At 55.3% G+C, this 19867-nt stretch carries 16 protein-coding genes and 1 tRNA gene; 8 read left to right on the forward strand and 9 right to left on the reverse strand.

The features are described from left to right. Nucleotides 1-110 precede the first annotated feature (110 nt). Nucleotides 111-2786, reverse strand: a complete 2676-nt coding sequence (locus tag FO268_RS14115) for a penicillin acylase family protein (RefSeq protein WP_150993969.1) — start codon at nucleotides 2784-2786, stop codon at nucleotides 111-113. A 213-nt stretch (nucleotides 2787-2999) separates the two neighbouring features. On the opposite strand from FO268_RS14115, the gene FO268_RS14120 reads away from it, so the two are divergent. Next, nucleotides 3000-4190, forward strand: coding sequence for a GGDEF domain-containing protein (locus tag FO268_RS14120; RefSeq protein WP_150993970.1), 1191 nt, complete (start codon nucleotides 3000-3002; stop codon nucleotides 4188-4190). Here FO268_RS14120 and FO268_RS14125 read toward each other — a convergent pair. Continuing rightward, nucleotides 4148-5266 (reverse strand): CaiB/BaiF CoA transferase family protein, encoded by a 1119-nt coding sequence (locus FO268_RS14125; RefSeq protein ID WP_150993971.1) that lies wholly within the window; start codon nucleotides 5264-5266, stop codon nucleotides 4148-4150. The genes FO268_RS14120 and FO268_RS14125 overlap by 43 nt on opposite strands. Before the next feature lie 180 nt (nucleotides 5267-5446). Here FO268_RS14125 and FO268_RS14130 point away from each other — a divergent pair, with 180 nt between their 5' ends. Then, entirely contained in the window at nucleotides 5447-6466 is a 1020-nt protein-coding gene (locus tag FO268_RS14130) for an AraC family transcriptional regulator (protein WP_150993972.1), read from the forward strand. Here the strand turns inward: FO268_RS14130 and FO268_RS14135 are convergent. Together FO268_RS14135 and rmuC are read right to left on the reverse strand one after the other, a co-directional pair. Beyond that, nucleotides 6451-7317, reverse strand: coding sequence for a hypothetical protein (locus FO268_RS14135; RefSeq protein ID WP_150993973.1), 867 nt, complete (start codon nucleotides 7315-7317; stop codon nucleotides 6451-6453). The genes FO268_RS14130 and FO268_RS14135 overlap by 16 nt on opposite strands. A 5-nt stretch (nucleotides 7318-7322) precedes the next feature. Continuing rightward, the gene (gene rmuC / locus FO268_RS14140; protein ID WP_404802926.1) at nucleotides 7323-8738 is read right to left on the reverse strand and encodes a DNA recombination protein RmuC; all 1416 of its coding nucleotides are present in this window, start codon (nucleotides 8736-8738) and stop codon (nucleotides 7323-7325) included. Between the two features lie 234 nt (nucleotides 8739-8972). Between rmuC and FO268_RS14145 the strand changes: the two genes are divergently transcribed. The 4 genes from FO268_RS14145 (at nucleotide 8973) to FO268_RS14160 (ending at nucleotide 12755) form a co-directional block, all read left to right on the forward strand. Continuing rightward, nucleotides 8973-9338, forward strand: coding sequence for a hypothetical protein (locus FO268_RS14145; protein ID WP_150993974.1), 366 nt, complete (start codon nucleotides 8973-8975; stop codon nucleotides 9336-9338). 170 nt (nucleotides 9339-9508) lie between these two features. Further along, nucleotides 9509-10291, forward strand: a complete 783-nt coding sequence (locus FO268_RS14150) for an ATP-dependent zinc protease family protein (protein WP_225316718.1) — start codon at nucleotides 9509-9511, stop codon at nucleotides 10289-10291. Next, complete coding sequence (locus FO268_RS14155; protein WP_150993975.1) at nucleotides 10288-11805, forward strand: inactive transglutaminase family protein; 1518 nt, start codon at nucleotides 10288-10290, stop codon at nucleotides 11803-11805. Before FO268_RS14150 ends, FO268_RS14155 begins: the two co-directional genes overlap by 4 nt. Then, the gene (locus FO268_RS14160) at nucleotides 11805-12755 is read left to right on the forward strand and encodes an alpha-L-glutamate ligase-like protein (protein ID WP_150993976.1); all 951 of its coding nucleotides are present in this window, start codon (nucleotides 11805-11807) and stop codon (nucleotides 12753-12755) included. Before FO268_RS14155 ends, FO268_RS14160 begins: the two co-directional genes overlap by 1 nt. A gap of 60 nt (nucleotides 12756-12815) precedes the next feature. Here the strand turns inward: FO268_RS14160 and FO268_RS14165 are convergent, their stop codons facing one another. Beyond that, entirely contained in the window at nucleotides 12816-14405 is a 1590-nt protein-coding gene (locus FO268_RS14165) for a BCCT family transporter (RefSeq protein ID WP_150993977.1), read from the reverse strand. A gap of 245 nt (nucleotides 14406-14650) precedes the next feature. Here FO268_RS14165 and FO268_RS14170 point away from each other — a divergent pair, with 245 nt between their 5' ends. Both FO268_RS14170 and FO268_RS14175 read left to right on the forward strand, forming a co-directional pair. Continuing rightward, nucleotides 14651-16297: an FMN-binding glutamate synthase family protein gene (locus FO268_RS14170; protein ID WP_150993978.1), complete on the forward strand. Its 1647-nt coding sequence runs from the start codon at nucleotides 14651-14653 to the stop codon at nucleotides 16295-16297. A gap of 113 nt (nucleotides 16298-16410) precedes the next feature. After that, nucleotides 16411-16487 (forward strand) — tRNA-Pro (locus FO268_RS14175). A gap of 7 nt (nucleotides 16488-16494) precedes the next feature. Here FO268_RS14175 and FO268_RS14180 read toward each other — a convergent pair. From FO268_RS14180 to FO268_RS14195, 4 genes are read right to left on the reverse strand one after another with little or no spacing between them, the layout of a single operon-like run. Then, a complete protein-coding gene (locus FO268_RS14180; protein WP_202336632.1) occupies nucleotides 16495-17691 on the reverse strand; it encodes a sulfotransferase family protein in 1197 nt (398 codons plus the stop codon). Then, nucleotides 17688-18158: a hypothetical protein gene (locus FO268_RS14185; protein WP_150993979.1), complete on the reverse strand. Its 471-nt coding sequence runs from the start codon at nucleotides 18156-18158 to the stop codon at nucleotides 17688-17690. Before FO268_RS14185 ends, FO268_RS14180 begins: the two co-directional genes overlap by 4 nt. Nucleotides 18159-18167: 9 nt before the next feature. Next, the gene (locus FO268_RS22835; protein WP_191966967.1) at nucleotides 18168-18509 is read right to left on the reverse strand and encodes a hypothetical protein; all 342 of its coding nucleotides are present in this window, start codon (nucleotides 18507-18509) and stop codon (nucleotides 18168-18170) included. 5 nt (nucleotides 18510-18514) lie between these two features. Then, nucleotides 18515-19858, reverse strand: a complete 1344-nt coding sequence (locus FO268_RS14195; RefSeq protein WP_150993980.1) for an arylsulfotransferase family protein — start codon at nucleotides 19856-19858, stop codon at nucleotides 18515-18517. Nucleotides 19859-19867 lie beyond the last annotated feature (9 nt).

Genomic DNA, 19867 nt, shown 5'->3' on the forward strand with positions numbered 1-19867 from the left:
CGACTTCCCAACGCCTCGCCACCTACAAACAGATACAAAAAGGCCGGCGATTCAGCATCGCCGGCCTTACTGCACCAATAGTTAGCAGATTTTCGATATCAGCCTATCAACTACTGAGATATCACCGTCTCACCCTGAGGAAGCAGGTTAGCTTCGATCTCCTCCTCAGTGAACAGAAGCTTCCGGTGCTTCTTATTGGAATAGTCCTCACTCTGGTCACTGAAGTAGGGCGACATGGTATCGGTCGACTGAGAATAACTGACAAGGCCATAGGCCTCGGGGCCGTTGTCAGTGAATTCCAAGCCAAAGTGCCAGCTCGTACCCCTTGCCATTAACCAACCGTCTATACCGTTACTTCCGTCAGAAAGGCCGGCTGTATTGGGGATAGTAGACGGGGCAATCCGGGGGAAGCGGGTATCCTCCGCAAATTGGTCACTCACGACACCAATCGCGTTAAATGCACCATCAATATTGCCATCGCCCCCATGCCAGGGGATTTCACTGGTCTGGAAGACCGGCGTGCCACCAGAGCCCGGCACCACACCGCCCGATGCGCGATAGAACTGCAGGTCACCCAATGCGTCTGTGGGCGCAATACCCTGTGACACCAGCGCATCAACACCTGCCGACAGTGCCAGAAGCATGGTATCGCTTGGAGTGCCTGCGTTGTCTTCGGACGGAGTGGCGGGAGTGCCAACCGGATCGGTAGGGTTGAACGGTTGTGTCAGATCACTATCCACGTCTTCAAGATAGTTTGCCATGAAAACCCTGAAGATATGGGCACCAACGCTATCGCGGTTGTAGAGACCATCCCAGTTTTCCAGCGACTGACACCAGGATGAAAGATCCTGTCCATTCACAGTAGTAGCGCCGATGGCATCACAACGCTCCCGCAGCTCAGGAAGGAACTGTTCTGCGTACCACGACCTGTTGTTCCAGATGACTTCCAAAAGTTCCTCTGCATTGAACTTGCCATCCTGCCCAGCAGGGTTCGGAGCTGAGGGAACGCCAGGCTCGAGCGGGTTCTGAAGCATCTTGATCCCCAGCCGGGTACGAGCATTGATCGGAGCTCTTTCTTCCCCGAACAGCGGTGAGTAGCCCGTCAGAAACTCATCAGGATTTGTCGCCCAATGACTGCTGTTCGAATTCTGAACCCAGTCGGTACGGACGAGTTTAGGCTTATCCTCATACGGCGTAAGGCCACCACACGAGGTTTCAACCCAGTCTTCAATAGACTTGCTACCGTCAAGAAGTGTTACTCCCTGATCAAATAGCCCGGCGTACGCCGCACTTCCGAATCGTCGGAAATTTACAAGAGCAATAGCCTTGTCTGAGAGATTGGGTACCGAGCTGCTATCAATATAGAAGGCATTGCCCTGATCGTCAGCATAAGTAGTATTCGTCCAAAGCGTAGAGCCGCAGTTTCTGAAAACATCCTTAAATTCGGAAAGGTTTGTCGCCAGACTCATTTGTAGCCAGGTATCCAACAAGCCGCCGGAATTGGCATTGGCATCACGGTAAGTCATTGCCACTGTTCCGCCGGGATTCAATGCCCCACTGCCGCCCCAAGCGGGCAACTCATCGTCAACTGCATTAGCCGCAATCATCGGCCCATATTCGGAAAAATAGAAGTCCCGCTCAAGGACCAGCGGCTCAGACATGCCAGGCATTGCTACCTCTATCTGGTATGTCTCTGTTTCAATCGGTCTCTCTTTACCATCTTTAAGATAGGTAAGGTCTTCCCCGGTTTTCAGGGTTAACTCATACCAGGTAAATCTCCGGCTCGTGGTTACCGTGTGCGACCAAGCGAGGTTTTTGTTGAAGTTTATGAGTGGTATTGCAGTACCCAGTAATCCCGCTCCATGAACATTCAGGTAGCCCGGTACTGTCATCTGCACCTCATATAGGCGTCGGTGACCAGTGTAAGGGAAATGCGGGTTTGCCAAAAGCGCACCTCGTCCCTGTTCGGTCATTGTCTTCCCGAGTCCCCAAGCGTTACTCGCAAGTCCTGTGTCGCTAAAATCCTGAACTGATTTTGCGCCAGACTTTGCCGTTGCAACAACGTCATTACGCAATTGCTCGAACTTTTCAGTATCTGTAATAGTAGATACTGCCTCCGGTGCCGGGCTTTTCCCGGGAGGTACGGCCAGGAACACAGCTCCCGTTGCAAATTGTGCCCCACTGGCAAACTGGCCAACGACCCGGTAGTGGGCCAACAGATCAACGGGCGTTATAGACCTCACCCAATCCTGGTCCCGGCACTCCGCTGGAAGATCGCTGGGGTCTGTTTCAGTCACGTAACGGTTATAACCCTCAGTGAAGCCCTCAATCAGTGCACGACTTTCATCTGTCAGCGCTGGAAACTCGAGTTCGGCACCGCTGTAGATCTTCTGAGCCTTATAGCTAAAGTCATTAACGATATTGAGCCCCACACCAAACGGCGTATCCGGGCCTGGGCCGAAGTACTTGGCCCGCTCGCTTCTAGCCTTAACAATGGCTTCCGCCAGATAACACACATTATCCTGCGCCTGCGCATACCCATGCCCAAAGGCCGCAGAGGCAAGATTGTCCGCCTTGATATGCGGAACTCCGTTTGTCGTTCTCCTTATGGTTGCCTCAAATTTTCCATCCGCCGGGAAAAGCTGTTCGTTCACTGTGCTGCCGGAACCTGAAGAGCTGCTACCGTCGGAACATCCTGTAATCAGAAAGCTGCTGGCCAGCGCTACTCCAGCAGCTTTCAATGCGCCTCTATCAGCGCTCCTGAAAAGTTTGCGAAGCAATGTCATAGTTGGTTTGTCCATTGTGGTTGTTATGAGCGAGCCAAAAGTGACTCACTATCACAAATTAGCAGACAAACTCCGCCACTGCTAAGGTCTGATTTGGGATTCACTTCTTGTTATCATGGCACTATGATTTGTTTCACATATCCTTGTTAAACAGCATGTCACTATTTGATCAGTACTCATTAAGCCGACTACCAATATAAAAACAAGCAGCCTATGAACCAAACGTCCGCCACGAATGCCACCCACTCCCCGGCAGAGGTCGCAGAACGCGACCAAAAACTCCGCATGCGGCGCCTGGGAATGTCTTTCGGGTCCTACATGGTCACTTTCAGTATCGTAGTGTACTGCTGGGTGCAAGGCATGATTTCTTTGGGCGTTGCCGCAGGATTTCTGGTGTTCGCCTCACTGATCAACGCTACCTTCTGGTGGCTGATTCGTACCGGACAAAACCTTAAGTTCCAGGACCCGAGCATGACATCCGCACAGATGATTGTGTCGCTGCTTCCCCCTATCTGGGTGATGGCGTTTCTGGATGCGGGCCAGGCCCGGGCTATTTTCCTGCTGATTGCCGTCGTACCCATGCTGTTTGGCATTCTGGCACTTACTACGCGCCAGTTCATTGTGGTGGGGGTGTGGTTTTTTGCGCTTTACGGCTTGCTCCACCTGGGCTTGTGGGCCTATCGGCCAGAGGTTCTCAATAGCGAACTGGATATTCTGCAGACAGTAGCCTTTGCGCTTGTGATGGCGGAGATCACCATCATTGGCGGTTTTATCAGCGGGCTTCGTGGCAAGCTTCGTCAGCGCAATCTGGAACTGGGGGAGGCCATGGAGCAGATCCAGGAGCTGGTGAATGTAGACGCTCTGACGGGCGTCTATAATCGTCGCCGGCTGTTCGAGGTGATTACTGAGGAGTGTAATCGCTACAGCCGCATACCGGGCTCGTTCTCCTTATGCCTGATGGATATTGATCACTTCAAGGAGGTGAACGATACGTACGGACATCAGGTCGGTGATGCCATCCTGCAGGCCGTTGCTCGTTCGGTTGCTGACGGACTGAGGGCGATCGACTGCTTTGGTCGGTATGGAGGAGAGGAGTTTTTGTTGGTGCTGCCCCAGACACCACTGGAGGGTGCCCGCATCAAGGCTGAACGGGTGCGAGAAGCTATTGAAGCACTGACGTTTCCCGCCATCGCGGAAGATTTCCGGGTAACGGTATCTATTGGTGTCGCAGAATACCATCGCGAAGAAAGCACGGATGACACCCTGCTTCGGGCAGATCAGGCGTTATACGCAGCCAAAGACGATGGCCGCAACAACGTGAAACTGGCCCCTGCACCTGCAGGAGCCAGTGATGAGGACCCTCAGAACTCGTCGTTGTCCGCGCCCAGGGTGCGCCCAATGTAGCGGGAGTTACAGGGCGTCGCACTGAACTTGATGGGGTGGCCGATCTGCTTCTGGGTTCCACCATTCTCTTTTGCCACTTCGATAACCATGTTGCGGGCTTTCATCTGGGGATGATCGGCAGCCTCGGTAATCGTCAGTACCGGCTCTACACAGGCATCCTGGCCAGCAAATACCTCTTCCCACTCTGCCAGGGTTTTCTGGGCGAAGGCAGTTTTCAAAGCCTCACGAATTGTCTGCTGATGCTCCGGGTTCTGGCTAAGCGCAAAGCTTTTCATCTCGGGGATATCCAGAGCATCGCACAGCCGGGCGGAGAACTGGGGTTCCAGGCTGCCAACGGATATCCAGCGGCCATCACTGGTCTGGTAGTAGTCGTAAAAGGTGCCGCCGTTAAGCAATGTGCTCTCCGGGTACTGTTCCTGGCCTCCTGCCAGGGCGGCTGCCCCTGCCATACCATTCATGGCGAACGCGGCGTCGGTCATGCTGATATCAATGTACTGCCCTTCGCCAGTTTGCTGCCGGTGAACCACCGCCGCCAGGATACCCATTACCGCGTGGTGTGAGCCCCCTGCCACATCGGCTATCTGGATGCCCATCGGTGGCGGACCACTCTCCTTGCGGCCGCAGTGGCTGGACACCCCAGCAAGGGACAGGTAATTGATGTCGTGTCCGGCACGGTCTTTATACGGGCCAGTCTGGCCATAGCCGGTGATAGCACAGTAGATAAGGTCAGGGTTGATGGTTTTCAGGGAGTCGTAACCAATGCCGAGCCTGTCCATCACGCCCGGCCGAAACTGTTCGATCACAACGTCGTAATCCTTTACCAGCCGTTTGACGACATCCGCACTGCCCGCTTTTTTGAGATCCAGGCCCAGGGAGCGTTTGCCCCGGTTCAGAAAGGTATGGGCTGTGCTCACGCCGTCCTCCAGCGGAGGCATAACCCGGGTCAGGTCGAGCCTGCCCGGTGCCTCCACGCGCAACACATCAGCACCCATATCCGCCAGCAACATGGTGGCGTAGGGTCCGGGCAGCAGTGTGCTGAAATCCAGTACCTTGAGTTGGCTTAACGGGCCGGGCATGTGCAACTCCTTTATCGGTTATTGAGGCTGTTCTGATGCTGCCCTGTTTTCCCCACCGGGCCAACTGCCGGTTCCGCCATTCCTGTTGACCATTTCTTCCAGTTCCGGCAAGGCGCAATGGTTGCATTGTAACCGGGGGGTTTTATGATGGGCTTCATTCAAATAAGGATAAAGGATGACATGTCGGAACTCACTGTTTCCAGACACTTCGTAGAGGCAGCTCTGATTGGCGCCGAGCAGGCCGGCCTGGACACCCGCACAATCCTCAGAGATGCCGGGATTTCACCAGACTTGCTGAAGATTGAGATGGCACGGGTAAGCAGCACCCAGTACAGCAAGTTGATGCAGGCTACCTGGAATGTCATGGAAGATGAATTCATGGGGCTGGGCCCCAGGCGCTGCCGGACCGGCACCTTTGCCACCATGTGCGCACTGGTTATCGACTGCCCCAACCTGGAAGCGGTTTACCGGCAGGCATTCGATTTCTGCCGCCTGTTCGAACCCATGGTCGCCATGGAACTGGAAACAGATGAAAAATCCGCTCGGCTGGTAACGGTGATTGAAGGCGACATCCACGACCCGATGCACTTCTTCCGGGAAAGCATTCTGGTCATCTGGCATCGGCTTGGCAGTTGGCTGATCGGCCAACCAGTAGATTTGCTCAAAGCGGAGTTCAGCTACCCCCGCCCTCCCCATGGCGACGAGTACCGGCACATTTTTCATTGCCCGCTGGCGTTTGAAGCCGGTGAGACAGCCCTGATGTTCGACAAACGATTTTTGCAGGCACCGGTGATTCGCGACAAATCCGAAATGCGCCAGTTCCTGAAAACGTCACCGGCGGACCTGTTGTCGCGCCCGGATGAAAGCAACACCTTCACCGGTCGAATCCGCGCACTGATCGGAAGGGACTTTACCCGTTCGCTGCCTGATTTCGAGTGGATTGCCGCAGAACTCCACACCAGTCCCCAGACTCTGCGGCGGCGCCTGAAGCAGGAGAATACATCGTTTCAGGAGATCAAGGATCTGCTCAGGCGCGACATGGCTATCTATTACCTGTCGCGACCGGATCTGCCCATCAACGACATTGCCTTCCGGGTAGGGTTTACTGAGCCTTCCACCTTCCACAGGGCCTTCAAGAAATGGACAGGCGTCACCCCCGGAGCGTACCGCGAGGGTGAACGGGGTCAGCTGCGGGGCTGACCGACACCCTGCATGGTCTTTATCAGGCGCCCCAGTGTGCGGGCGATTTCTTCAGCCTTTTCGCGATCCTGGCTCAGCTTCATCAACCGGGAACCATCCCTCGGGTCGTAGATCCAGCAACTGGCCGTGGCGCTCTCGCAATTCCACTCGATCTGCGGATTAACCCCGAAAACACCCAGCGACTCGGTGGTTTTCACCACCCGGCTGTCTTCCTCACGCCGGGATTCCTGGATACTGATGACATCGTTGCGTCTGTCGAGCTTGTAGGTAATGTCAGCGGGTCGATCGAGCCTTACGATTCGCTGGTCTGATCTCCATCCAACCCCTTCGAGCAGGGTGTTGGCGTGAATAACCAGAGCCTCGGCATCCGACTCTGCCAGGTAGAGTTGCTTCAGCTTGGTCAGCGACTCATCGCCCGCCGGTTCGATAATCGCAACGGGCTCGCTCTTGTTCTGACTGTTCTGGCTGGCCCGCGCGCCCTCCTTCTTGCGGGCTTTTTCGACATTGGTGATCAGTTTGAGGGCGTCATTGTAATGCTTGCCTTCGGCACCGGCCTGGCTGACGTATTTTTCCAGCGCCGCCCGCGACTCGTTGAAATGGCCGGCTTCCAGCATCACCCGGCCACGAAAGTAGAAATAATCCGCCGGCTTCTCCCCTTCGAGTTGCTGCAGACGGTTCAGGTATTCGCCAGCTTCGCCCCAGTTTTCTCCGGTAACGGCCTCTTCGGTGGCCAACATCAGGCGGCGAATTTCATGCTCAGGCTCCAGTGCAGCAACCTGACCGGTCATCAGTAGCGATGCCAACACAATGCCACAAACTGAACTGCGCCCGACTCGGGTTCTCTTCACCATTTCATCTACTCCTGCTGGTTATCTCGGGCCGTATCTTCATCGGCATCCACTTCCGCCTGATCCATAATCGCTTTCGGGAGTTCTTTTTTAACACGAACGCCCAGCTCCACAAAGCGATTGGCCTGGGAGATCAGGTTCCCGCGGCCCCGGGTCAGGGTGTTCATTGCCGAATCATAGGTGCCCTGGGCCGTATGCAACTGACTGCCAAGCTTTTCCATGGCTTCAACAAATATCCGTAGCTTGTCGTAAACCGCGCTGGCCCTGTCTGCAATCCGCCGTGCATTCTGGCTCTGACGCTCATATCGCCAGATATTCTCGATAGTGCGTAATGTGGCCAGCAGCGTGGTGGGTGTAACCACAATAATCTTTCGCTCAAAGGCTTCTGCGAATAGGTTCTCGTCCTGCTGAAAAGCAGCCACAAATGCTGGCTCTATGGGCATGAACAGAAACACGAAATCTGGCGAATGTAAGCCGTGCAGCTGGCTATAGTCCTTCTCGCTCAGGGTGCGAATGTGATTGCGTACAGCTTCAACGTGCTGCTTCAGCGCTTCTTCCCTGGCGGCGTCATCTTCTTCCGTTGCCCATTGTTGGTAGGCCAGCAGTGACACCTTGGAGTCCACCACCAGATTACGGCTGTCGGGCAGGTGAACAATCACGTCCGGTCGTAGCAGCTGGTTGTCGTCGCCACGGTAACTGCCCTGGGTTTCATACTCGACGCCCTTACGCAAGCCGGAGCGCTCCAGCACCCGTTCAAGAATGAGTTCGCCCCAGTTGCCCTGGATCTTCTTGTCCCCTTTGAGCGCCCGGGTGAGATTCGAGGCCTCTTCGGTGATCTGGCGATTAAGTTCCTGAAGGGATTTGATCTCGCTTCTCAATGCCTGGCGATCACGGGTCTCGCTGGTGTAGACATCTTCCACCCGCTTGCGGAAATCCTGCAGTTGGTCCCGGAACGGATTCAGCAGAGTATCAATACTGGTGCGGGTCTGCTGGCTGAAGCGCTCACTTTTCTGTTCGAAGATGCGATTGGCAAGGTTCTCAAACTCCTGCTTCAGCGAATCGCGATTGCGCTCCAGCAGTTCCAGCTTTTCCGTGGTGGCACGGCGTTCTTTATCAAGGGTGACTTCCTGCTCTCTCAGGGCAACCTTTGCGTCACTGAGCTCTCTTGACAGCTCATCCGCCCGCTGTTGCTGTGAGGTGCGCTCCGCTTCCAGCTGCTCAATACGCGCCAATCTCGCCCGGCTTTCGGACTCCAGCCCGGCTACCTGACTGTCGAGCAAGGCAGCGCGTTGACGCCAGCTTTCAGCAGCACGATTCCCCCTCACCAACAGGAACACCAACAGAGAAAGGACAAGGCCCAGGATGCCCGCAAATACAACAGTTTCCGGCTGGTTTTCCATAGCAGCAACAACGGCCTCGGGCACCCTGATCTCCTTGACTGATTACTGGAAAATGAAAATGCAGCAACAGTTTACCGTAATCGCGGAACCTTTTGATGCCTCGCCCCGTCGGATACTTGGCGTTACTCAGTCATCCATCGACTGATTGGCAAATATTTCAACCTGATGCATCCGCCTATGGACTCGGTGCGTAATATCATCTAAAACGGAAGTCAGGGCACCGAAATCCCTGGGCAGTATAAAGGACAGGAATTCAACATGCTTAAAGAGCTCTGGAGAAAACTGGGATCGGAATTGGCTCCAGCCAGTTGGCCGGAAGCGCAAAACGGCTGTCGGTCGCAAGGCGGTCGGGATGAGTTCCGCATACTGCCTCACATGACACACACCGGGGAATTTCATCTGGAACGACTGACCGGCATCCTCAAGGGGCGCTACGGCAAGACATTCCAGAACCAAGGGGACGAGTCGATACGCGACCTTATCCACTTCGCCTCGCGCATTCAGGACCAAGACGTTCAGAGAGAACTGCTGCTTTTCTACCTCAACTGCTCCCCGATTGTTCAGGAATATCTGCGCTCGGAGGAAGTGCTCGCTGAGAACCACTTCCTGTCCAGGACACTCTGAAACAGATAATTCCGCCGTTAATGAACTGTAAACCCTCACAACTGTCATGTTGTTGTATACTTCCGTCCTGTGAATAAGACAGCTTGCCCCCAAAAGGGCAACGACTTCCATTGCGGCATTCCGGAATTATAGAATTCACGCCGCGGATTCAGAGGCTTCGGATGTTTCTTATGCGTTCAGATTTCGGAAAACTGGCGGCGGCTGCCGTTTTTCTTTTTTTAGTTTCCGGTTGTACCGCAGATCGCTACTTGATGGTGGAAAGGGAAGATCTCGGCGCGTTGAACTCGTCGATTGTCAACCAGAGTGATCACATCATCAGCCTTGAAGACCGCACCAGCGACCGGTTTCAGGAGCTGACTCGCCTTAACGAAGAATCCACCCAGACCATTCTCAAAACGATCACAGAGCAGGTGGAAAAGCCCGCATGCCCGCCCCAGCCAAAAGCCCCGGTATGCACCACCAATGATGACGATGGCCGCGCCGACAGACTCAAGGGCAAGGTGATCGTTGGCGAAGTGGAGAAGTTTTATCTCGCCGGCCCCGGCCTGGTTTACGATGCGCGCATCGACAGCGGGGCAGAAACCTCTTCAATTGACGCCAGGAACATTACCCGTTTCGAAAGGGATGGCAATAACTGGGTTCGGTTCGACGTGCCAACGCCCGGTACTGACGATGAGTTTGTCACCGTCGAGCGGGAAATTTCCCGCCGAGTCAAAATCATCCAGTCCAGTACAGACGAATCAGAAAGGCGCGTGGTGGTGGAACTGCAGTTCATGATCGGCAATCACCGACAACAGGCGGAATTCACCCTGACAAACCGCGAGCATCTTAGCCATAGCGTGCTGGTCGGGCGCAACATACTGAGAGACGTTATGCTGATTGATGTTGGCAAGGAGTTCGCCACGGAACTGCCCGAATCCGTACCTGCAGAAGATAATGGGGATGAGTCGTGACGTCCCGATCCCGTATACCGTTTTTCTTTGCCATACTCCTGCTGATTGTTGCAGGAATCTCTATCGCCGTCTGGCGCCATGTAGAGCTAGGCATTCCCTGGTTTACCGGCGAGCAGAAGCCGGTGTGGATGGTAGAGGCGAGAATTGATTTTACGGGTACCGGTGAGCCGGTGCTTGCCAGCATGAATATTCCGGATCAGCCCCCCGGCTTTCGGATTATTTCCGAACAGGCCGCCTCCCCAGGCTATGGCTTTTCCATTGTCGAGGATACCGGTGAACGTCGCGCTGAATGGTCCAAGCGCGATATCAACGGCCCTCAGACCCTGTATTTCAAGGTTCAACTGGTGCCTGACGAGCGGATGCAACCAGGCGAGCCCAGGCGCCGCCCCAAACCCGAACCGGTTTTCTGGGAGGAACCCCAGGCAACCGCAGTGGAGGAGTTGCTGCAACAGGCCGCAGCCCGGTCAAGCACCCCGGAGAGCATGACCCGGGAACTGATCAAGCTGCTTCAGCCAGATAGCAACACGCAGAATACAACCCTGCTGGTTGCAGACGACAACTACATTGATCTGCTTAACCGGATGCTCAACCACGCCGGCATTCCCGCTCGCACTGCGGATGGACTGGCCCTTGAAGACGCACGGCGACGGCAACAGCTGCGGCCGTTCCTTCAGATCTACGACGGCGACAGGTGGCTCACCTTTAATCCCCGTACCGCCGAACAGGGGCTTCCGGAAAACGTGTTGCTCTGGCGCCAGGCGGCCACTTCCCTGCTGGATCTGGTAGGCGGGGATGACTCGGAAGTGAGCTTTTCCATGCTGCGGCAAACCATACCGGCCTTGCAACTGGCCCAGTCCCAGTCCGCCGAAAATGGTCTCGGCTTCCTCAGCCTCTACCAGTTGCCGATAGAAGAACAGGGCATGTTCAGAATGCTTCTGTTGCTCCCACTTGGGGCTCTTGTGGTTGCCTTTATGCGCATCGTAGTGGGCATAAAAACTTCAGGCACTTTCATGCCGATCCTGATCGCCGTGGCTTTTGTGCAGACGACACTGATTCCGGGACTTATTGCCTTTGTCTCCGTAGTAGCCATCGGCCTGCTGATGCGTGGCTATCTTTCCAGCCTTAACCTGCTACTGGTGTCCCGAATATCAGCACTCATTATCCTGGTGATCTTCATCACCGCCGGGCTGAGTATTGTCGGTTATCAGATGGGCTTTAATACCGGCATGACGGTGACTTTCTTTCCCATGGTGATCATTGCCTGGACCATCGAACGCATGTCTATTCTCTGGGAGGAAGAAGGCGCCCGTGAGGTCTTTGTGCAAGGTGCAGGAAGTCTGTTTGTGGCAGTGTGCGCGTTCCTCCTGATGAGTGCTCCCCTGGCAGAACATCTGACGTTTAATTTCCCCGAGTTGCACTTTGTTGTGTTGGGACTGATCCTGTTGATGGGGCAATACACGGGCTACAAGTTATCTGAGCTGCGCCGGTTTCACCCCATGAAGGCTTACGACTGATGGACTGGATTTCGCCCTTCAAGCTCAATCAGCTGGGGATGCTGAACATGAATCGGCGCAATGTAGACTACATTGCCCGGTACAACAGTCGCGTGTCCTACCCGCTGGTGGATAACAAGCTCAAAACCAAACTGGTGGTGGCCGAATACGGTGTTCGCACTCCCCGGCTACTCCAGGTTGTACGCCAGCAACATGAGATTTCCCATTTCCGGCAGATGGCCGAAGACCTGAAAGGTTTTGCCATCAAGCCTGCCAAGGGGTCCGGCGGCAAGGGTATTACCGTGATAACCGGGCGGGACGGAGACGAATACATCAAGGCCTCCGGCGCCCGGGTACCTGCCTCCTATCTTGAACGGCACCTGTCCAATATCCTTGCCGGCCTCTATTCACTGGCAGGATCACCAGACGTTGCCATCGTGGAAGATCTGGTGGAGTCCATTCCGGAGCTTGCCAGATACTCTTTCCAGGGTGTACCTGACATTCGCATTGTGGTTTTTCAGGGTTACCCGGTAATGGCGATGCTGAGACTGGCCACAAAGGCTTCCGATGGCAAAGCCAACCTGCATCAGGGCGCTGTAGGAGTAGGCTTGAACATCGCTAATGGGCACAGCCTGAATGCGGTGCAATTCAACCGCCCTATCACATTACACCCTGATACGGGGCTGGCACTTGAAAACATTGCTATTGCAGACTGGCGGGAAATGCTGGTGATGGCTTCCCGATGCTACGAGGCCACGGGGCTCGGATACATGGGCGTTGACCTGGTGGTCGATGTTAATCAGGGCCCACTGCTCCTGGAATTGAATGCGCGCCCCGGCCTGGCGATTCAGATGGCTAATGGCCGTGGTCTTTTGCCTCGCCTCAGGGAAATTGAAGCCCTTCGCAAGCCGCATTTTACGCCGGAAGACAGGGCTGCCTTCGCCATGGAAACCTTCACTTCCAAAATCTGAAGGCGGGTTTTCAGACAAAAAAACGGGGCCCCACGGGCCCCGTTTTTTTGTGCGCTCGGATCAGAGCTTGCCCTCGGCAAGCAGTAACCTGCGCTCATGGTTAAGCCCCTTCAACAGCCCCCATGTCATTACCAGCAATATCGCTGTAAACGGTAGACCCGCGGTTATTGCCACCGCCTGGATCGCACCCAGTGCATCGTCGCCACCGCCGAAGATCAGTGCTGCGGCAATGGCACCTTCCATGACTACCCAGAATACACGCTGAGCGGTCGGAGCATCGGTTTTACCACCAGCCGTGATGCTGTCGATCACCAGCGAGCCTGAGTCAGAAGAGGTCACGAAGAATACCAGTACCAGCACAATACCAACGAAGGAGGTAATCGCAACGAACGGCAGGTTGGCGAACATCTGGAACATGGCCAGGGGAACTTCGGTCAGGCCGTCGGCAGCAAGAGCACCAATGCCTTCCTGTATCTGCTCCAGTGCAGAGCCACCAAAAGAGCTCATCCAGACCACGGTGATCACCGTAGGAACAATCAGCACTGCGGTTACAAACTCACGAACCGTCCGGCCTCTGGAGACCCTCGCGATAAACATGCCCACGAACGGTGACCAGGAGATCCACCACGCCCAATAGAATACGGTCCAACCATGGAACCACGCCTCGTCATCGCGGCCAAACGGGTTGCTCAATTGCAGGACATTGCCCACATAACTGGAGGAAGTTACCCAGAGCGTCTCGAATATCGTCATTGTGGGGCCGGCAAAGATAATGAAAAACAGCAGGATTGCCGCCAGCGACATGTTGAAGTTACTAAGGAGTTTTACCCCTCCATCAAGGCCGCGCAAAACCGATACCAGTGCTACTGCCGTTACACCGGTGATAATCGCCATCTGTACGTTAATACCGGACGAAATCCCGAACAGGTAGTCGAGGCCGGACGCCGCCTGCTGGGCGCCGAAACCAAGGGAGGTAGCCAGGCCGAAAATGGTGGCAACCACCGCCAGGATATCGATGATGTGTCCCGGCCAACCCCAGACGCGGTCTTTAAGCAGCGGGAAAAAGGCGGACCGGATGGTCAGAGGCATATTCTTGTTGTAAGCAAAGAATGCCAGTGAGAGCGCCACAATCGCGTAGATGGCCCAGGGGTGAAGCCCCCAGTGATACATAGTGGCACCCATCGCCATTTTGGCAGCCTCTGGCGTGTTGGCTTCCACACCCAATGGCGTCTCATACCAGCCGGTATAATAGGCGACCGGCTCTGCTACTGCCCAGAACATGAGGCCGATACCCATGCCTGCCGCGAAGAGCATCGCAAACCAGGACATCGTTGAGAAGTCCGGTTTGGCATCCATACCGCCAATACGGATCTTGCCAACAGGCAGGAAAATCAGCGCAAGGGAGACAACCACAAAGATGTTGGCGCTAAGCAGGAAAAACCAGTCAAATTGTGCGATTGTCCACCATTTCGCACCGTCAAGAAGCTCTTTTGCTTCTGCCGGGAAGATCAGCGTGCCTATAACAAACGCTACCACCAGTATTGCTGTGATCGGGAATACTGGCGCGTGCAGATCGAGGCCAAAAGGATTTATATTATCCTGGCCCGCGACGTAATCCGTTGAGTATTCGTCTTTAACAACGTCGCCCACGTTTTGAGCCTCCTGTTTGAGTAAATCTTTTGAATTATCGGATGCAAACGTTACAAGGCCGGCATCTTATTGCTTTGAGTTCAAAACATCAAAGAGCGCGTATTTACGCCCTAAATCCAAGCTTAGACCAATATTTATAAGGCCGGGGGAAATCAACTGAACCAATGTTACCGGGAGGCACGTACCTTCAGGATGAAGCCTGATATCATCCGGCAAACCTGACGCATATCCATTCAGAGGATCCAATGGCAAAAACCCGAACCATCCCCTTCCGCTACACTGCCTATATACTGAGCCTGGCGGGCTTTCTGATTTCCCTGCTGGCTGGTGTCCTGCTAGAGGGTTGGTTCATAGTGCTTCCGCTTGTTTTCGGCGCCCTGACCGTACTTGGCACCTGGGACCTGCTACAGCGCAAGCGCACAATCAGTCGCAATTACCCGATCCTTGCTCATATTCGGTATTTCCTCGAATCCATTGGCCCCGAAATACGTCAGTACTTTATACAGTCGGACACCGAGGAGCGCCCTTTTTCCCGGGAACAGCGCACCATCGTCTACCAACGGGCCAAGGACATTCTCGACAAGCGCCCTCTTGGCTCGCAGCTAAGTATGTATAACGAGGGTTTCGAGTGGATCAATCATTCGTTGCGGCCAGCACAACTTTCAAGTTCCGATTTTCGTATTGTGATCGGCAAACACTGCGACAAGCCCTACAACGCCAGCGTGTTCAACATCTCGGCCATGAGCTTCGGCTCCCTATCTGCCAACGCCATTCTGAGCCTTAATACCGGCGCGAAAATGGGCGGTTTCTATCACGATACAGGGGAAGGCTCAATCTCCCGTTATCATCGCGAACCCGGAGGGGATCTGGTATGGGAGATCGGGTCCGGCTATTTCGGGTGTCGCCACGAGGATGGAACGTTCAATGAAGAAATGTTTGTCCGTAATGCCACAACGGACCAGGTGAAAATGATAGAGGTGAAACTATCTCAAGGTGCGAAGCCCGGGCACGGCGGCATTCTTCCCGGCGAAAAAGTCACCCCGGAAATAGCCGAGGCACGGGGTGTCAAACCCGGTGAAGAGGTGATCTCCCCCGCCAGTCATTCAGCATTCTCGACCCCTATTGAACTACTGGAGTTTCTGGAACGACTGCGTGAGCTGTCAGGCGGCAAGCCAGTGGGTTTCAAACTGGCTATAGGCCATCCCTGGGAATGGTTTGCCATCGTCAAGGCAATGCTTGAAACAGGTAAGAAGCCGGACTTTATTGTTGTCGATGGGGGCGAAGGAGGCACGGGAGCAGCTCCTCTGGAGTTTATCAACCGATTGGGAACCCCCATGAAAGAGGCCTTGCTGCTGGTTCATAACACGCTGGTTGGCACCCACCTGCGGGAAGACATTGCCATAGGCGCTGCCGGCAAGATCACCTCGGCCTTCAACATCGCCAGAACCCTGGCGCTGGGTGCAGACTGGTGCAACGCGGCGCGCGGCTATATGTTTTCATTGGGGTGCATTCAGGCTCTGAACTGTCACACCGGAAAGTGCCCCAGCGGCGTGGCCACCCAGGACCCCAGACGCAGTAAAAAACTCGACGTGCGGGACAAAAGTCAGCGGGTATACAACTACCACAGAAATACCCTGGAAGCGTTAAAGAACCTGCTCGCAGCGTCCGGCCTCAGGCACCCTTCGGAGCTGGGCCCGGAGCACATCATTCGCCGCACTTCCAGAACAGACATTCACTCCTATATGGAGATCTATCCGTTTCTGGAATCGGGCGCCCTTCTCAAAGGCAAGACCGGTGAGAGGGTCTTCGATATATACTGGCCGGAAGCCTCCGCCCACAGTTTTAGCCCACCGCAATTTATCCGTGAGCTCAGGGAAACCAAGCTGCAATAGAAATACCCTGGTAAATGCCGAAAGGATGTTTATTTTTTGCAGAGGCTGGTGTAGACTTCGCTCCCGCTAAGCCACTGAGATTTATCTCAAGTTTCTTTGGCCAATGGCAGTTTCGGGGCGTAGCGCAGCTTGGTAGCGCACTTGCATGGGGTGCAAGGGGTCGTAGGTTCAAATCCTACCGTCCCGACCAGATTTCCCTACACAAAGCCCGGGCCGAAAGGCCCGGGCTTTGCTGTTTCTGCACCTGTCCGGTTAGCAGGACGGCCAAAACGCGCTGCAACGGGATAAGTAATCTCCCGGATAAGAGAGAGTTCCCCCTCGTTGAACTTTGGGCGGTAGTATGTGGGGGCTCGGAGCCCTTTGGCCGCTTCCTTGATGGCCTCGGGCCTTATGGGCAGCTCGCAGTGCTCATGCAACCGAATCAACATCTCCTCGGGCCGATTGCACAGATCCTCGTAGTGCACCACCAGACAGGCCTCACCCAGCGCCGGGTCGGTATCAAGCACATCTGCCACGTGGCGATAGAGGTCGGCCCAGTAAAGCGCCCAGCCCTCAACTTCCTGTCCGGTATTCCATAAGCTGGTAATCCTGGCCGTCATGGCATCATCACCGACATTGATAGCTCGCCGGTCAAGACCGAATTCGAAGTGGCCAACCCTGCGCATGTGTTCAAGCGCACGAGGCTGTTTGGCCTCACCGGTGGCGAAGAGTCTTTGCTGTTTCATCAACGATGCGATGTGCCAGACCGGATCACGTATCGCCACCACGAATCGGGCGTCGGGGTATAGTTTGTGCAGATAGCCCAGGCGTACAAGGTTGTAGTTGCCCTTGGCAACGTAACGCTGACGCCGGCGTATGGCCAGCAGCTTGCGTATGTGCTCGTCATAGAAGCCTTCGAACGCCGGATGCGATGCCTGGCGGTCAAAAACTTCGCACCGGGCAGGGTCGTGAATGTCAGCAAAAAACGCCATCCACAGCATTTCTTCGAAGGCCTCGGGGCTTTGCGAGGTAATGGCAATACCATCCTTATGGGCACGCTCCTGCGCCGTCTCCCGGGAATGCGGTACCAGCGACAGCCAGCGGTTCCACCAGTATGGCGTCAGCAATGGCGGAAAATCCGCATAGCGGTGCGTAGCCACTTGCGGATGCTCGGCCAGCCGCTCCAGCAGAACTGTGGTCCCTGAGCGGGCCAGCCCCGCGACATAGACCGGCTTCTCAACCTTGATATCGGCGATGGCCTCCTGCAAGACACGGGTTTCAAGATTACCGAGCCTGATCCAGGCGTCGGGGTGGCGGTGTATCCACCCGCCCAGGACATGCATCCACGTTGGTACGGTAAATCCGGGGTCGGATCCTGCCTCGCTACGGGAATCCTGTGCTGAAGAAGCTTTCATTCTATGCGCGCCCATCGATAGATGAGTAAAGAAACGAGCATCATCACAGGGAAAAACACCATCATCCATGAGCGCGCCCACTCCGGCCCGACCGGCAGGTAGGACGCACTCCCCTGACCATAAGTGGCGTCAAGCCACACCAGCAATGCGAGCAGGGGGAACATGGCAAGCAATGTGGCGGGCACCACCAGGGCAATATGCTTGAACGCTGCAACAAACTGGTCACGAAGCAGGGGGCCAGCGTCGGCGAACTCCCCGTCGAACTCATACAGGCGCCGCCGTGCAGCCCTGGCAGCACGTTTGGCGCGGCCTATCTTCGCCTGCGGCGAAAACAGTCTGTATAGCCCCATCGTCACTACCCCGCCAATCACGCCCCAGATGACCAGGCGAACAGTGGCAAGTAGTCCGATGGCCATGAACTGATCCAGCGACGCAAACAAAGGAGCAGGCAGGTCAAGGATCCCCATGCCGTACGATCAGCTCCCCGGTGGTGGGGACTTGCTCTCATCGGCTGGCGCCATCCCGGCGTCGGTAGTCTGCTCGACCGGCGACGGGGCAGCATCGTGAGCCTGCTCGGACGAGGCCTGGGACGCAGCGGCCTGCTCCGCAGCTTTACGCCGCCGCATACGTTTTATGGGCCACATTATGAAGAAGATGACCGCAACTCCGATGGCGACAACGAGCCCCCAGAGCGCCGCCAGAAGACTCAGGCCTGCCCCTGGGCCGACATAGGCCTGGGCGACAACGGGAAGGGTGAGTGCGGTAATAACTATCACCGTGGAGAAAGGAAGACCGTAGCGATCAACTTGGCGCCTCATGGCAATTACCTCCTGGTCGTATCGAGACTTTCACGAAAGTCTTCGTCGATATCTCCCAGAGCGATGCGTTGTCCTGCCGAGACGACGGGAATGAACTGCTCCCCTTCCCCTCCGCGGACCGGATTGATGAACTCCCAAACGATTTCACCAGCCCGGTTGACTTCGAACAACCGCCCGCCATCCGATTCGGTGATCAGGCGGTTGCCATTGGGGAGCGCTTCCGCAGAACTGCGTAAACCACTCTTGAACGGATGATCGTTGTCCCCTGTATAACTCCAGACAATAGCATTACTCCGAGGGTCTACCTCCAGCACCCGGCTATCATTCTTTTCTTTGAAATTACCATAGTTGTCAAAGAGCATAAAGTTGCCATTCTGTAGGGCGCGGCCGTAGTGCTGGCCCAACCAGGGCCCGTGCTGCGCCCATGTCATCTCACCGCTCTGTAGATCGATCAGTCCGATTGCACCGGGGTGGCGAAATGTCACCATCACCTGTTCAGGGTTATCACGAGCAGGCTCGAACGCCCTGGCCGTACGCTCATCGATAAACTGTACACTGTTGGCGTGCAACGGATCAGCGAGAGCAAAGCGGGGTATCGCATAGACCAATTCGCGATACGGTGAATTCAAAAACGCTTCCAGCAGCGAGATTTTGCTCACCTCCTCGCCGCTCTCGCCATCGAGTTCAACCACAAAATCGTCCAGCCAGGGGAGCTCCAGGTCGGGGAAGGCCTCAACAGGCTCGTCGATATACGCGTTTGTCAGGGTGATGACTCGCCCATCCGGGGTGATATCCAGGTCATGATGGGTATGGGCGTGGTAGCCCCATAGCAATTGCGAGTCACGGTTAATCTTGACCATGCCGTAACCCCAGGGCGAGTCATTGGCGGCGTTGTAGATGGCAAGCAGATCACCGTTGGGCAGCATCCGCACCTTGTCCCAGAACATCAGGTCGTCCGAACGGGGTTCTGCACCGCGAGGCGATTTGTCCCAGACCTTGCTGTACGGCAGCGACCAGCGATGAACGATATTACCGTCCATGTCGATCAGATTGGCGTAAGCGCCATCCCCGGAAGTGTAGAGGGTCAGCCCCTCGTATACGGCATCGGTCTTTTTGATCGTGACGCCACGCTCGTCGGTGCGGGCATCGCGCCAGAGATCGGTCTGGGTATAGGGGTCATCTACCGAACTCTGCTGCCTCAACGCCAAGGCTGCCTTGTAGGCATCATCAAAATACTGGTAAGGGAAGACCTCGGACAGAACAACAACTGCCCCACCCACAAAGGCAAGAAAGGCAGTCGCCAGAAAAAATAAAACAAAACCTGCGCGTTCCGTATTCTGAGATTTCACGAGTCCCTA

The organism is Marinobacter denitrificans (assembly GCF_008795955.1).
GTDB lineage: Bacteria > Pseudomonadota > Gammaproteobacteria > Pseudomonadales > Oleiphilaceae > Marinobacter > Marinobacter denitrificans.